Here is a 14,521-nt window from a genome sequence, read left to right on the forward strand (position 1 = left end):
ATGGTTGACATCCTATTAATTGAGGATAAGGTGCAAGCATAAAAATCTATTAAGGATAATGCTTACTAAAAGCGTGTTTTGCAGGCAAATCATACTAATGAGTTTTCACTAAATTGATGTTAAGATGATGATAAAAGGAGCTATTGTCCAGTTCTATGGGGAAGGTAGGATTGATTTTATTACTATATCCGCTTTCCTGGAATAGCTTTATTTGCCCAAAACTAAAATAAGATTAGATAAAATAATACAGGCAATAAAGCAGGGTTATAATCTAAAAGTACTTGAAGGTGCTGGTTTAAAAGCATTGAATATATATTAAGTAGGACCTGGATACCTGGGCAACAATCTTTTGCTCTAATTAAAACTTGTTGAGCGAGAGTTTTAAATTTTGCAATAAAGGAGGTGTTTCATTTTAGCGATTTAGCGCTTTTCGGAAATTTTGCGCTCAAATAATCAGAACTAAGGAGGTGTAATGATGGCAAATTACCAGGACATCATCGCAAACTACAAAGACAAAAAAGGTGGAATTATCGAGGCTTATCATGCTCTGCAAAGGGAGTTCAACTACATTCCCCAGAAGGCAGTGGCAGAGGCGGCCAGGGTTTTCGGCGTTTCCGAGGCTCAGGCTTATGGAGTGGCTACCTTTTATTCCTACCTTTCGGTAGAGAAGAGAGGAAAGTATATTATCCGTATGTGCGAAAGTGCGCCTTGCCATGTGGCGGGAGCTGATAAAGTTCTTAAGGCGATGGAAGACTACCTGGGAATAAAAGTTGGGGAAACCACGGCTGATGGCAAGTTTACCCTGGAATTATGCGAATGCGTAGGTCAGTGCCAGGCCACTCCGGTTATCACGGTTAACAGCCAACCGGTATTCAATGTTAGCTCGGAAAAGATCCCCGAGATACTAAGTGCTTACAAATAGGGAAATACCTAAGAGACAGGTATAAGAGAGATAAAGATAATTTAAAGAGATAGAGAAATATATTTTTTTTGAGAAAAAGATTGAAAAAGAGAATGGGATAAAAGAAAGGGATGGTATGTAATGGCCGAAGAGATACGCATCTTGCTGGCGCATGCCGACCAAATTGATCCTGCCCAAGCTGAGGATTATATCAAGGTTGGAGGCTTTAAAGGCCTGGAAAAGGCCCGCGGGATGACAAGCAAAGATTTGATTGAAGAAGTCAAGAAGTCCGGCCTCAGGGGCCGGGGTGGAGCCGGTTTTAATGCCGGCATGAAGTGGAGTTTTGTGCCCCCGGCGGAAGTCAAATATGTGGTATGCAACCTGGACGAAGGTGAGCCGGGAACTTATAAAGACAGGATAATCTGCGAAAAGAATGCCCAAGCCCTGATCGAGGGTATGGCTATTTGTGGTGTTGCCATCAATGCCAAACAGGGTTATATATATTGCCGGGGAGAGTATCCCTTTGTTGTTGATTTATTGAGAAAAGCCATCCAGAGTGCTAAAGATGTCGGAGCCCTGGGGGAATTCGATATTGAAGTCAGAATGGGTGCCGGTGCTTATGTTTGTGGCGAAGAGACTGCGTTGATAGAGTCCATTGAAGGACATCGTGGCGAACCCCGTTTCAAGCCGCCTTTCCCGGGTGTGGCCGGATTATGGGGAGTACCTACGGTGGTAAACAATGTGGAAACTTTCGCCTGCCTGCCTTATATTCTTACCAATGGAGCCGACTGGTTTGCCAGTATTGGAGCTCCCAAGTATCCCGGAACCAAGGTTCTTACCTTGACCGGGGATGTCAACAATCCGACCTATTTTGAAGTACCCACCAACTATATTTTAAGCGATGTAATCTATAAACTGGGTGGGGGAATCAAAAACGGCCGCAAATTCAAAGCGGTTCAGGTAGGGGGAACCTCGGGAGCATTTATCCCCGAGCAGAACCTCAATACCTCGATTGATTTTGATTCCATGAGTGCTATCGGAGCAGCTCTAGGTTCCGGTGCAGTTCTGGTAATGGACGAAACCCGTGACATCGTTGATATAGTAACCAGAATTTCCAAGTTCTTTGAACATGAATCCTGTGGCAAATGTAATCCTTGCCGCGAGGGTACTTTCCGCTGCCGGGAGATAATGGAAAAGATCAACTCCGGTCGCGCTACGGAAGCGGATATTGATAATCTTCTCCTGCTGGCCCGGGTGATGAAGAGGGCCGCCCTGTGCGGATTGGGACAGGCGGCGCCGGTGCCGATTACTTCTACTATTGAACACTTCGGGCATGAGTACAGAAGAAAACTTCTGCAGTACGCGTAAGGGGGGAGAGCAATGATAAAACTAACTATAGATGGTAAAGAAATTGAGGTAGCCAGGGGTACTATGTTGCTGGACGCCTGTCGCCAGGCGGGAGCTGATATACCCACTCTGTGCTATGATCCGGACCTCAGACTGGCTGGTTCCTGTCGCATGTGCGTAGTAGATGTCAAAGGACGGCCTGCTTTGGTAGCCAGTTGTGTCGCTCCAGCTGAAAACGGCATGGTGGTACAGACCGAAAGTGATGATGTGGTGGAATCCCGTAAAATCATCCTGGAACTGCTGGCGGCCCGGCACAAGTTTGAATGCCCTACCTGTGAAAAGGACGGGGACTGCAAGCTGCAGGATTATATGTATCGCTACGGGGTGAAAGAATCCCGCTATGATGGGGAAGGCCCCCATTTCGGGATGGAAGACCCCAATCCCTTTATTGAAAGGGACTATGACAAGTGTATCATGTGTACCCGTTGTGTCCGGGCCTGTGACGGCATAACCGGGGCTCAAGCCATAAATGTTAAAGACCGGGGACATCATGCCAAGATAGCTGCTCCTTTTGATGGCAAACTGGCTGATTCCACTTGTGTCTTCTGTGGCCAGTGTATTATGGTCTGTCCGGTTGGCGCTTTGACCAGCAAGGTGGCGGCGGGCAAAGGCAAGCCGGCTCAAAATGAGAAGGTTCTGACCACCTGTACCTATTGTGGTACCGGATGTACTCTGGAATTAAATGTTAATAACGACCGCGTGGTTGGTGTCACTTCCAATCGGGATGCGGACTGGAGCCCGGTTAACAAGGGAGCCCTTTGCGTTAAGGGCCGCTTTGGTTGGGACTTCATCCATTCCCCGGATAGATTGACCACCCCCATGATTCGCGAAAACGGCGAGCTGCGCCCGGCCTCCTGGGATGAAGCCCTGGATTTTGCCGCCGGTAAAATCAAAGGGATTAAAGAGAAATATGGCTCAGACAGCCTGGCCATGTTTTCCTCCGCCCGGGTCACCAATGAAGAGAACTATATAGCGCAGAAGTTGATGAGGGCCGTTATCGGTACCAATAATGTCGACCACTGCGCCCGTCTCTGACACTCCGTTACTGTCGCCGGTCTGGGGGCAGCATTTGGTAGTGGAGCAATGACCAATGCCATTGGTGAACTGGAGAAAGATGCTACGGCTATTTTCTTAATCGGAACCAACACCACGGAAAACCACCCGGTAATCGGGTACAAGATCCGCAAAAATGTACGGGAGAATGGGGCCAAGCTGATTGTGGCCGACCCGCGCGAAATTGAACTGGCAGGAATAGCTGATGTCTATATGCAATTCCGGCCTGGGACTGATGTGGCCCTGCTCAATGGGATGATGAATGTCATTATCAACGAGGGCCTGCTGGACAAGGAATTCGTCGAAACCCGTACGGAAGCTTATGAGGCCTTTGCCCAGGTAGTGGAAAAATATACTCCGGAATATGTTTCACCTATAACCGGGGTACCAGCGGAAGATATCCGCAAAGCGGCCCGGATTTATGCTGAAGCGGAGAGAGCTTCCATCTGCTATGCTATGGGACTAACCCAGCACAGCACCGGAACCGACAATGTCAAGTCCTGTTGTAACCTGGCTCTGTTGACCGGCAACCTGGGCAAACCGGGCACCGGGGTAAATCCTTTGCGCGGGCAGAACAACGTGCAGGGAGCCTGTGATATGGGTGCTCTGCCGGTGGTATTCACCGCTTACCAGGGTGTGGGCATAGAAGCCAACCGGGAAAAATTTGAGAAAGCTTGGGGAGTAAAGCTATCCGGGCAGAATGGACTAACCTTAACTGCAGCTATCAACAAGGCCCATCATGGCGAGTTGAAAGCACTGCTGGTACTGGGGGAAAATCCCATGGTCAGTGACCCCGATCTGGACCACGTGGAAGATGCCCTGGATAACCTGGAATTCCTGATGGTACAGGATATATTCCTAACAGAAACCGCGCAGAGAGCTGATGTGGTATTCCCTGGCGTTACTTTTGCCGAGAAAGAGGGTACCTTTACCAACACCGAGAGAAGGGTGCAGCGGGTACGCAAGGCCATCAGCAACCGGGGCGATGCCCGGCAGGATTACGAGATTCTCTGTGAACTCTCCACCCGCCTGGGTTATCCCATGAGTTACTCCTCACCGGAAGAGATATTCGAGGAAATCAGAACCCTCACTCCTTCCTATGCCGGTATCACTTACCAGCGCCTGGAGGGTAAAGGTCTGCACTGGCCTTGCCCGACTGAGGATCATCCGGGAACCCCCATATTGCACAAAGAGAAATTCAACCGCGGTCTGGGATTGTTCCATGCTATTGAGTTCCAGGAAGCAGCAGAATTACCCGATGCTGAGTATCCTCTGATCCTGAGCACCGGACGCAGCCTCTTCCATTATCATACCGGTACCATGACCAGAAGGGCAGTGGCCCTGGACCTTCACCAGCCGGAAAACGAGATACAGGTCAATCCGGTTACCGCAGCCAAGTTGGGCATTATGGATGGGGAAATGGCCCGGGTAGTTACCCGGAGAGGCAGTATTGAACTCAAAGCTAAGTTAACTGATATAGTAAAGGAAAATGTAATCTTTACCTTCTTCCACTTTAGCGAAGCAGCCGCTAACATGCTGACCAATGCCAGCGTTCTTGACCCGGTGGCCGGCATCCCTGAATACAAGGTATCTGCCGCCCGCCTGGAAAAAATAAGCTAGCTAAAGAGTTGTCAAGGGGACGGTTCTTTTGACACCTAAAACAATATCAACTATCAATGCAGTAAATGCTTTTGTAAATGTAGTAAATGTTTTTGTCAATGCAGTAAATGTTTTTAAGAAACAGCAACAACTATAGTTCCATTCAAATTAAGGTAAGGAGTATGTTAAAGAAGAACCGCCCCCTGACTTAATTGAAAAGAAACAATAAGGAGGCCGGGTTTAATCCCGGCCTCCTTTTATATAGGCCATTATATGATTTTACTGCAAAAAGTTATTAATAATCATTGGCTTGTATAAATATACCGCTCGCCAACGCTCGCTTTGTATATTTATGCAACCCTTATGCAACATAAGGGGTTTTTGCAGTAGAGTAATGTTTTGATAAACTCATTAAAAAAACGTAACAGGCCGGGTGAGCCGAGATGCTTGCCCGGCCTATTGAAAAATATATAAAAAAAAATATAAGGGGGTCAGATTAATAAAGGGTTGATAGTATAGTTTTCCCACCCTGAAATCATTTAGACTATTTTATTGCTTCTCACCCAAATACGCATTTTTTCAGCTTCCTTAATGAGTTCATCCCGCAGGTCGGGGTGGGCCAGGTTAATAAGCGCTTCGGCCCGCTGCCAGGTAGATTTGGCCTTGAGCATGGTAATACCATATTCAGTAACTACATAAAAGTTTATACTCCGGGGTACAGTTACAACGGCTCCCGGGGTTAGCGTGGGCCGGATTCGGGATTGCAGATTGCCTTCTTTGTCGCTAAAGGTTGAGGTCAGGCAGATCAGACCTTTGCCCCCCTTAGAATAATAGGAACCGATAATGAAGTCCAGCTGTCCGCCGGTTCCGGAGATATGCCGGGTTCCCGATGACTCTGAAGCCACTTGTCCATAAAGGTCTACCTCAATGGCATTATTGATGCCGAGAACTTTGTCATTGCGGCCAATAATAAAGGGGTCATTGGTATAATCTACGGGATAGATAGCACATGCCGGGTTTCCATCCAGGAAGTTATACAGTTTGTTGGTACCCATGGCAAAAGTGTATGCCATCTTGCATTTGTCCAGTTGTTTGCGGCGACCGGTAATACGGCCGGCTTCATACATATCGACAAAGGAGTCTACCAGCATTTCTGTGTGTACCCCCAGATCCTTCAAATCGGATTGGGCTATCATAGCTCCTACAGCATTGGGCATGGCGCCTATTCCCAACTGCAGGCAGGCTCCGTCTTCGATTTCTTCCAGGACTATGGAAGCTATTTTCTTGTCGGTATCTGATATGGGGAGTTCCGGAAGCTGAATCATAGGCTGGTTGTCCCCTTCAACTATGTAGTCAACTTCAGATATGTGAATGGACTCCCGGCAGCCGCCCAGGCAGATGGGAACGTTTTCATTGACTTCCACTATAACGGTCTTGGCGGTATCACAGAACAGTGGGGTTAAAGAGAGCGCGGTACCTAAATTAAAGAAACCGTGTTTATCCATGGGGGCAACCTTAATCAGAGCTACATCGGCTGCCACATAATCGCGCTCGTAAAAACTGGGGCCTTCATGATAGGTTAAAGGTACATAATTGCACAAATCCTTATCATGCAGTTTGCGGCTGGCGGCACTCATATGATAGTCATTATATATGAAGTGTTTTCTCTCCGGGTCAGCCAGAACCGTTTTGGGCGGGAAGGGGCAGGTGGTGGTGCGGATATTGACATTCTCTAACTCATCAACCCGCTGGGCCAGTGCAGCGTCCAGGTAGCTGGAATTCATGACAAATTCTCCATACTGCACCAGGTCGCCGGATTTAACTACCTTCATAGCTTCTTCTACGGGTAGCAGTTTGCGTTTATATTCCGTGCTGTAATCCATCTTAGGGCAATTCCTCCTTAATGGCATATTTGCAAGGGATTATAGTTTAAGAAATTTAAAAATATTAACATGGATGAAAAGTGAGTTAGTGGCTCTTGAACAATAAGGTATAGTTGGAAATCTTGATTCCTCCCTCCTTACCCCTCACACCTCACTCCTCACACCTTACTATTAATTAAGCCAGGCTGTAGACCGGAGCGTAGAATGTTGTTGGCAGGACTGCTCGCGGTCGCAACCTGAAACTTATTAACCTCTGAGCAAGTCTCCGGCGATTACCAGTCTCTGAACCTCGCCGGTTCCTTCGTATATCTGGAATATCTTGGCGTCACGGTAGTATTTTTCTACCGGGTAGTCCTTGGTATAGCCATATCCGCCGAAAACCTGCACCGCTTCGGTGGCGCAGAATACGGCGGTATCACCAGCATAGGCTTTGGCCAGGGAGGCGGCTTTGCTGAAACGGGGAACATTCATATCCTGCAGTGAGGAGGCTTCCAGATAGAGCAGGCGGGAGGCTTCAATCCTCATGGCCATATCCGCCAGCTTGAACTGAATGGCCTGGAAGCTGCATATGGGTTTGCCAAACTGGGTGCGCAATTTGGAATACTCCAACGAAGCGTCCAGACAGGCTTGGGATACGCCGGTGGCCATGGCGGCAATGCTGGCCCGGGAAAGGTCCAAAGTCTTCATTATGATATAGAAGCCCTGTCCTTCGGTGCCCAAAAGATTCTTGGCCGGAACCCGGACATCTTCAAATATTACTTCAGTGGTGTTGGAAGTTCTGATTCCCAGTTTGTCTTCGGTTTTGCCTACGGTTATACCGGGGGTATTGCGGTCAACAATAAAGGCACACATACCTTTGGTACCCATCTTCTTATCCAGGGTGGCCAGTACGGTATAAACGCCGGCGGTTCCGCCATTGCTGATGAACTGTTTGCTGCCGTTTAGAATATACTCATCGCCGCTTTTGACACAGCGGGTGGCAATGCCACCGGCATCGGAACCGGCACCGGGCTCGGTCAAACAGAATGCTGCCAGTTCGCCATCCAGCAAGCGTCCATAAAACTCTTTTTTCTGCTCGTGATTGGCGGCTACCAGAACGGGGTCGGACGCCAATAGGGTGCTGGCTACCATGACGGTACCTACGCCGGCATCACCCCAGCAGATTTCTTCAGCGACAATGTTCTGGGCGGTATGATCGAGGCCGGCTCCGCCATATTCCGCTGGTACGCCGATGGTCATCAGTCCTACTTCGTGCATCTTTTTAATGCAGTCTTCGGGATAAATGTGGTTGTTATCCCACTCGGAGGCATAGGGTGCTATCTCATTGACCGCAAAATCATGGGCCATTTTTTTCATCATTTCTTGTTCTTCATTTAAACGGAAATCCATTATTATTCCTCCCTACGTGAAATTGTTGAACGAAAGCCTTAATATTATTGCAAAAAATAATTAATTCACTGGCTTGTATAAATATACCGCTCGCCGTCTTCGCATGGACAACACCTACGGCTTGTCTCGCGGCTCAAGGGGTACCGCGCTAATCTCCCGTCCATGGGAGTAGCGCTGCGAGCTTAGATGTCTCTGGTCCAGAGGGAACAGTAAGCCGGTCCGCCGCCCACGCAAAGTGAAGCGCCGCCAACGGTCTTACCCTGCTTTTCCAGCTCATAGTACAGGGAAACGACAATGCGCAGGGCGGTGCATCCTACCGGGTGGCCCAGGCCGATACCGGAACCGTTGGCATTTACTTTGCTCAAGTCCATTTCGATGCCGAAATCCTCTTTTAGCATCCGGCCTACACCAATAAACTGAGGAGCAAAAGCTTCGTTGATTTCCCAGTATTCTACATCTTCATATTTCATTCCCGCTTCTTTGAGGCATTTGGGAATGGCTACTGCCGGACCTAGACCCATAACTTCGGGGGCCACGCCTTCACCACAGATATTTATCAGTTTCATCAAGGGTTTTACCCCTAATTCCAGGGCTTTGGCCTTGGACATAATGATTACGGCAGCGGCAGCATCATTGAGACCGGAAGCGTTGGCGGCAGTTACCACTCCGCCCTTTTTGAAAGCTGAAGGCAATTTGGCCATAGCTTCCAGGTTGGCATCGGGAATCATATGCTCGTCTTTGTCATAGATTTTGACACCCTTTTTGGACTTCAGTTCTACCGGGACTATTTCCCGTTGGAAGGTTCCGTCCTGAGTAGCACGGGTAGCACGTTGATGGCTAGCCAGGGCCAGCTGGTCACATTCTTCACGGGTAATGCCGTATTTCTCGGCAATATTTTCTGCGGTTACGCCCATGTGGCCGGGAACCAGACGGTCTATCAGCCCGTCATGGAGCATGGCATCTTCAATGCTGCCTGGTCCCATGCGATAACCCATTCTGGCTTTGGGAATCATATACGGGGCATTGGTCATGCTTTCCACCCCTACTACCAGGGCGACATCGGTCTTGCCTAATTGAATATGGGTAAGGGCAACATCCAGAGCCCGCATGCCGGAAGCGCAGTTCTGGTTTACATTACAAGCATTGCTCCTTACCGGGAGCCCGGCGGCTATTCCTACCTGGCGGGCGGGTAGAGAACCCTGCATATGGGGATAAACTTCGCCCATTACGATTTCATCAATTATATCAGGCTGGATTCCGGCTCTTTTAATAGCCTCTTTAGCTACGGTAATGCCCAGATCTATGGCCTGTACATCCTTAAGACTGCCTAAAAATCTGGCTATAGGAGTTCTGCACGCACTTACAATTACCACATCCTGTATTTCCTTCATCATGTTTTAAACCTCCCCAATATATTTTAGTCATTTAAGCTTGAGGGAGAATTGCTCCCCCTTATTTATTTACCTTTGAATACGGGTTTTCTCTTTTCCAGGAATGCTCCCATACCTTCTTTTTGATCAGCGGTGGAGCAGCACATGCCAAACATATCGGACTCTATGCCCATAGCGGTATCAATGTCAGCTTGCAGGCCTTTGCCGATGGCATATTTGGAAAAACCTACTGCCAGAGTTCCCTTGGATGCAATCCGGGCGGCCATTTTTTGGGCGGCTTCCATAAGTTCATCCACCGGATAGATATGATTAACCAGACCGATGCGATAAGCTTCGGCGGCATTAATGGTGTCGGCGGTGTAGGTTAATTCCTTGGCTCGTCCTTCGCCGATTAAACGGGGCAGCCGCTGGGTGCCGCCGAAGCCGGGGATAACCCCCAGCCCGACTTCCGGCTGGGCAAACAAAGCGTTTTCCGCTGCCAGCCTGATATCACAGGCCATAGCCAGTTCGCAGCCTCCCCCCAGGGCAAATCCCTTGATGGCGGCAATAAACGGCTTTTCTATTAGCTCTATCATGCGCATGGTTTTTTCACCATAGTCGGAGAATTCGCGTCCCTCTGAGGCGGACAAGGGCTGCATATAAGCGATATCAGCCCCAGCTACAAAGGCTTTGTCGCCGCTGCCGGTTACAATGACCACTTTTATGGCCTGGTCTGCGTTAATATCCTCCAGGGCCATGCTCATTTCGCTCAAAGTGTCTTTGTTAAGGGCGTTGAGGGCCTTGGGACGGTTAATAGTGAGTATTGCCAGGTAGTCTTGCTTTTCTAAGATGATGTTTTCATAGCTCATTTCTTTTCCCCCTCCATTAGGGTTCTAATTTTTACAATATGGCACAATAAGTGCTTTTGTTGTAGGGTTATACTTATGCTTAATAATTGAAGAAGCCTTTCTTGGTCTTCATTCCCAGCCAGCCGGCGCGTACATATTGTTTGAGCAGGCCGGAAGGACGATATTTGGGATCTCCGGTTTCATCATAGAGGGTATTCATTACCGCCAGGGCGATATCGCCGCCGACCAGGTCACAGAGGGTTAGCGGACCCATGGGCCATCCCGCGCCTAACTTCATGGCGGTGTCGATGTCTTCGGCAGTGGCCAGTCCTTCATAGAGAATGAAGCAACCTTCATTGATGGTGGGAACCAGGATGCGATTGACCACAAAGCCAGGTCCTTCTTTTACCTTAACCGGTTTTTTGCCGATTTCTACGGAAAGGTCAATTACTTTTTGTACAGTTTCTTCTGAGGTCTGCAAGGCGGGAATAACTTCAACCAGTTTCATAACATTGGCCGGATTGAAGAAGTGCATACCTACGACTTTATCCGCTCTCTTGGTAATTGCGGCGATTTCAGTAATGGAAAGGGAAGAAGTATTGGTGGCAATTATTACTTCGGGGGCCAGCAGGGCATCCAGTTTGGTATAGATGTCTTTCTTGACCTCCATATTTTCAAAAACCGCTTCAATTACGAAATCTACATCTTTTAAATCATCAAAATTAACTGTCCCAGTGATGTTGCTTATTACAGTATCCTTGGTGCCAGGAGCAGCTTTTCCTCTTTCTTCTGCTTTGGCTAGGCTCTTTCCAATGGCGGCGATGGCTCTATCAACAAATTCCTGTTTAATATCATAGAGTACGACCTTTTTACCGACTGCCGCCAGCGCCCAGGCGATACCCTGACCCATGGTTCCTGCGCCGAGCATGGCAATTTTGTTAATAGCCATTTTAGTAACCTCCTTAATTAAAAATCATCTTTAGCTCGCAACTAATCCCGAGATTAATCTTTCACCCCCTTGCTCGCGAAATATCTACACATTCTGCCTTTCCGGCAGCGAAATGGTCCTTGATTTCTCTTTATATACAAAGCAAGAATGATGCCAAGTATTTGAAAAGAGAAAACAACAGGGCAAAAAGGCGGTATTTCGCACTTTTAAAAATTGCCGCCATTTTTTTAAGGGAGTATATTTTTTTGTTTTTCATATCAAAATAGGGTGCAAATAAGAGGTGGAAATGCTTGTAATGGGCTAGAATGCAGCATTAGGCGGAAAATTCCCAAATTAATATGCTGGGAGCAGGGGGGCAATATTTGATGCTGCTTATATGCGGAACTCGCAAACGCTAATACGGCATGATGCGGCTTACAGGGCGGTAAAAAGCGCTGCCGGTTTTAACCCCCTCAAAATAGGAGGATATGGGCTGGTATTAATATTCATTGGCATGTATAAATATCCTGATCAGCAACCTTAAAAGCGACCGCAGGGAGCATCAGTTGTGCCCGAGGGCGCTTCACATGGTCAACACCTGCGGCTTGTCTCGCGGCTCAAGGGGTACTGCGCTAATCTATCTTACAGCTCATCCAGGCCGTATTTGCTTATTTTCCGGTAAAGTGCCGAAGTGTAAATACCCAGAACTTTGGCGGCTTGCATTTTATTGCCGTTGGTTTTCTCCAGCGCTTGAATAATCAGCTGTTTTTCCAGTTGTTCAATGGCGTCCGGAAGGGTAGAGGGATTCGGCTCATCCCGGAAATAAGTGTTTTCCACCATAAGAGGGAAGTGCTTTATGGTGATGCTGTTTTCCCGGTTCATATCCGCCAGGTTGAGGGCTCTCTCCAGCAGATTCTCTAATTCCCGTACATTGCCGGGCCAGCCGTAATTCTGCATAAGTTCAATGGTTTTATAGGAAATCTTATTGATTTTGGTACCTAATTTTTGGTTAATCTTTTTTATCAAATTTTTTGCCAGGAGGGGAATATCTTCGCTGCGTTCTCTCAGCGGGGGGATGTCCAGGCGGACTACATTTAAGCGGTAATAAAGGTCCTGGCGGAATTTATTATTGGCCACCAATTCTTCCAGATCACGGTTGGTAGCGGCTATTACCCGCACATCAATATAAATGGGCCGGGTTCCGCCGATTCTTTCTACCATACGGTCCTGTAATACGGTTAATAGCCTGGTCTGCATGCTTAAGGGCATATCGCCTATTTCATCCAGGAAAATGGTTCCACCCATGGCCAATTCAAATTTGCCGGGTTTTCCGCCTTTCCTGGCTCCGGTAAAAGCTCCTTCTTCATAGCCAAACAACTCGGACTCCAGGAGACTATCGGGCAAGGCGGCACAATTTATCATGACAAAGGGATAGCTGCTCCGGTCGCTGGAGTTGTGAATGGCATGGGCAAATAATTCCTTGCCGGTACCGCTTTCACCGGTTATGAGCAAGGTGGAAACGCTATGGGATACTTGTTCGGCCACTGATTTAACTTTTAAAAAGGCGGGTGATTGGCCGATTAAATCTTTAAATTGCCATTTGGCCTGGTAGCCCTGCCGCAGTTCTTCTCTATAAATATTAAGTTCTTTTTTGGTTTCCTGTAATTTGTTCATGAGGATTTTGGCGCCGGAGATATCCATAAACAGGCTCCGGGCAATGGCTCCAATTATTTCCCCGTCTTTGATAATAGGCAACCGGGTTACTATAGTGTCCTGCCCGTTGATGGTATAGATATCGGCCAGATCTATTTGCCTGGTTTTAAGCACTTCCGGCAAGAGGGAAGTGGGGGTTATTTTGCTGATATGTTTTCCCACTACCTCACTTTTTTCCATACCCAGTGCATCCAGGTAAGTCTGGTTGATGGAGGTGATGATGCCGTCTTTGTCCACTATGACATAAACCATATAAGGACATTCAATTAGGGCTTCGGAGATAGCCCGGAACTCCTTTTCCGTTTCCTGCAAGCGGTGCATCAAAATCCTGGCCCCGGACATATCCAGGAAAAGACTCTTGGCAATGGCACCGATAATTTTATCATCCTTTATAATAGGGAGGCGGGTCACGATTGTATCACGCCCGTTAATGGGCCAGATGTCAGCTTTGTCTATGCGCCCGGTACTAAGAATTTCGGGTAGTTTGGATTCGGGTATTATTTCTAAGATGTGTTTTCCTACCACCTCACCCCGGTCCAAAGCTAAAGCATCCAAATAGGTTTTGTTCATATTGGTGATAAAACCATTCTTGTCCACGATAACATAGACCATATAAGGGCTTTCAATCAAGGCTTCGAATAGAGCCTGAAATTCTTGCTGGGTTTCCTGCAGCTTTTTTAACATCATTTTGGCTCCGGACACGTCCAGAAAAAGACTTTTGGCAATGGCGCCAATAATTTTGCCATTCTTGATAATGGGCAGGCGGGTGACAATGGTATCACGACCGTTAACGCTCCAAATATCAGCTTCGTGTATACGCCCGCTTTGCAGAACTTCCGGCAGGCGGGATTCGGGTATTATATCAAGAATATAGCGGCCTATAACTTCTTTTTTTCCATACCCAGGGCATCCAGACAAGTTTGGTTTATCAAAGTGATGAGGCCTTCTTTATTTACGGCTACATAGACTAAATAAGGGTTTTCAATCAAAGCTTCGGAAAAAGCTTGAAATTCTTCTTCAGTTTCTTGTAGTCTTTGCATCAAAATCCTGGCCCCGGACATATCCAGAAAAAAACTCTGCCCCATTGCGCCTACGATTTCACCGTCTTTTATCAGGGGAAAACGAGTTACAACGGTGTCGTTGCCATTAATGGGCCAGATATCAGCTTTATCTATTCTTCCGGTTTTTAGTATATCCGGGAGTTCGGAGTGTGGCAGTACCTCCAAGACATGTTTTCCGATGGCTTGCTCCTTTTTAAGACCCAGCAAGTCCAGGAATGTTTCGTTCATCAATGTAATGTATCCGTCTTTATTAACGGTTACCAAAGCCATGTAGGGGCTTTCTACCAGGGTTCCGTTAATAGTTTCAAAATTTAATTCCAGCACCTTGAAAGGCCTCCTTTTTTGCAACAAAAAAAGAATGAAATTACT

10 protein-coding genes are annotated in these 14,521 nt (G+C 47.6%); 3 read left to right on the plus strand and 7 right to left on the minus strand.

Annotated features, from left to right (window positions below; all coding sequences use genetic code 11):
- Nucleotides 1-472: 472 nt before the first annotated feature.
- From SWOL_RS03955 to fdhF, 3 genes are all read left to right on the plus strand, one after another.
- Nucleotides 473-922, plus strand: coding sequence for an NADH-quinone oxidoreductase subunit NuoE family protein (locus SWOL_RS03955; protein ID WP_242649359.1), 450 nt, complete (start codon nt 473-475; stop codon nt 920-922).
- A gap of 120 nt (nt 923-1,042) precedes the next feature.
- Nucleotides 1,043-2,269, plus strand: a complete 1,227-nt coding sequence (gene nuoF, locus SWOL_RS03960) for an NADH-quinone oxidoreductase subunit NuoF (RefSeq protein ID WP_011640210.1) — start codon at nt 1,043-1,045, stop codon at nt 2,267-2,269.
- A 12-nt stretch (nt 2,270-2,281) separates the two neighbouring features.
- Nucleotides 2,282-4,981, plus strand: a complete 2,700-nt coding sequence (gene fdhF / locus SWOL_RS13940; RefSeq protein ID WP_081424777.1) for a formate dehydrogenase subunit alpha — start codon at nt 2,282-2,284, stop codon at nt 4,979-4,981.
- A gap of 518 nt (nt 4,982-5,499) precedes the next feature.
- On the opposite strand, the gene SWOL_RS03975 is transcribed toward fdhF, so the two are convergent.
- The 7 genes from SWOL_RS03975 to SWOL_RS04005 all read right to left on the minus strand — a co-directional run bounded on the left by SWOL_RS03975 (nt 5,500) and on the right by SWOL_RS04005 (nt 14,476).
- Nucleotides 5,500-6,843 carry an acetyl-CoA hydrolase/transferase family protein gene (locus tag SWOL_RS03975; protein ID WP_011640213.1) on the minus strand — a complete coding sequence of 448 codons (1,344 nt, stop codon included), beginning with the start codon at nt 6,841-6,843 and terminating at the stop codon, nt 5,500-5,502.
- Between the two features lie 246 nt (nt 6,844-7,089).
- Entirely contained in the window at nt 7,090-8,232 is a 1,143-nt protein-coding gene (locus SWOL_RS03980) for an acyl-CoA dehydrogenase family protein (RefSeq protein WP_011640214.1), read from the minus strand.
- A 182-nt stretch (nt 8,233-8,414) separates the two neighbouring features.
- Nucleotides 8,415-9,626, minus strand: a complete 1,212-nt coding sequence (locus tag SWOL_RS03985) for a thiolase family protein (protein WP_011640215.1) — start codon at nt 9,624-9,626, stop codon at nt 8,415-8,417.
- A gap of 62 nt (nt 9,627-9,688) precedes the next feature.
- Nucleotides 9,689-10,471 (minus strand): enoyl-CoA hydratase-related protein, encoded by a 783-nt coding sequence (locus SWOL_RS03990; protein ID WP_011640216.1) that lies wholly within the window; start codon nt 10,469-10,471, stop codon nt 9,689-9,691.
- Between the two features lie 79 nt (nt 10,472-10,550).
- Complete coding sequence (locus SWOL_RS03995; protein WP_011640217.1) at nt 10,551-11,399, minus strand: 3-hydroxyacyl-CoA dehydrogenase family protein; 849 nt, start codon at nt 11,397-11,399, stop codon at nt 10,551-10,553.
- A gap of 621 nt (nt 11,400-12,020) precedes the next feature.
- Nucleotides 12,021-14,009 carry a sigma 54-interacting transcriptional regulator gene (locus SWOL_RS04000; RefSeq protein ID WP_011640218.1) on the minus strand — a complete coding sequence of 663 codons (1,989 nt, stop codon included), beginning with the start codon at nt 14,007-14,009 and terminating at the stop codon, nt 12,021-12,023.
- Nucleotides 13,970-14,476 carry a PAS domain-containing protein gene (locus SWOL_RS04005; RefSeq protein ID WP_011640219.1) on the minus strand — a complete coding sequence of 169 codons (507 nt, stop codon included), beginning with the start codon at nt 14,474-14,476 and terminating at the stop codon, nt 13,970-13,972. The genes SWOL_RS04000 and SWOL_RS04005 overlap by 40 nt, the downstream gene beginning before the upstream one ends.
- Nucleotides 14,477-14,521 lie beyond the last annotated feature (45 nt).

The organism is Syntrophomonas wolfei subsp. wolfei str. Goettingen G311 (assembly GCF_000014725.1).
Classification (GTDB): Bacteria; Bacillota; Syntrophomonadia; order Syntrophomonadales; family Syntrophomonadaceae; genus Syntrophomonas; species Syntrophomonas wolfei.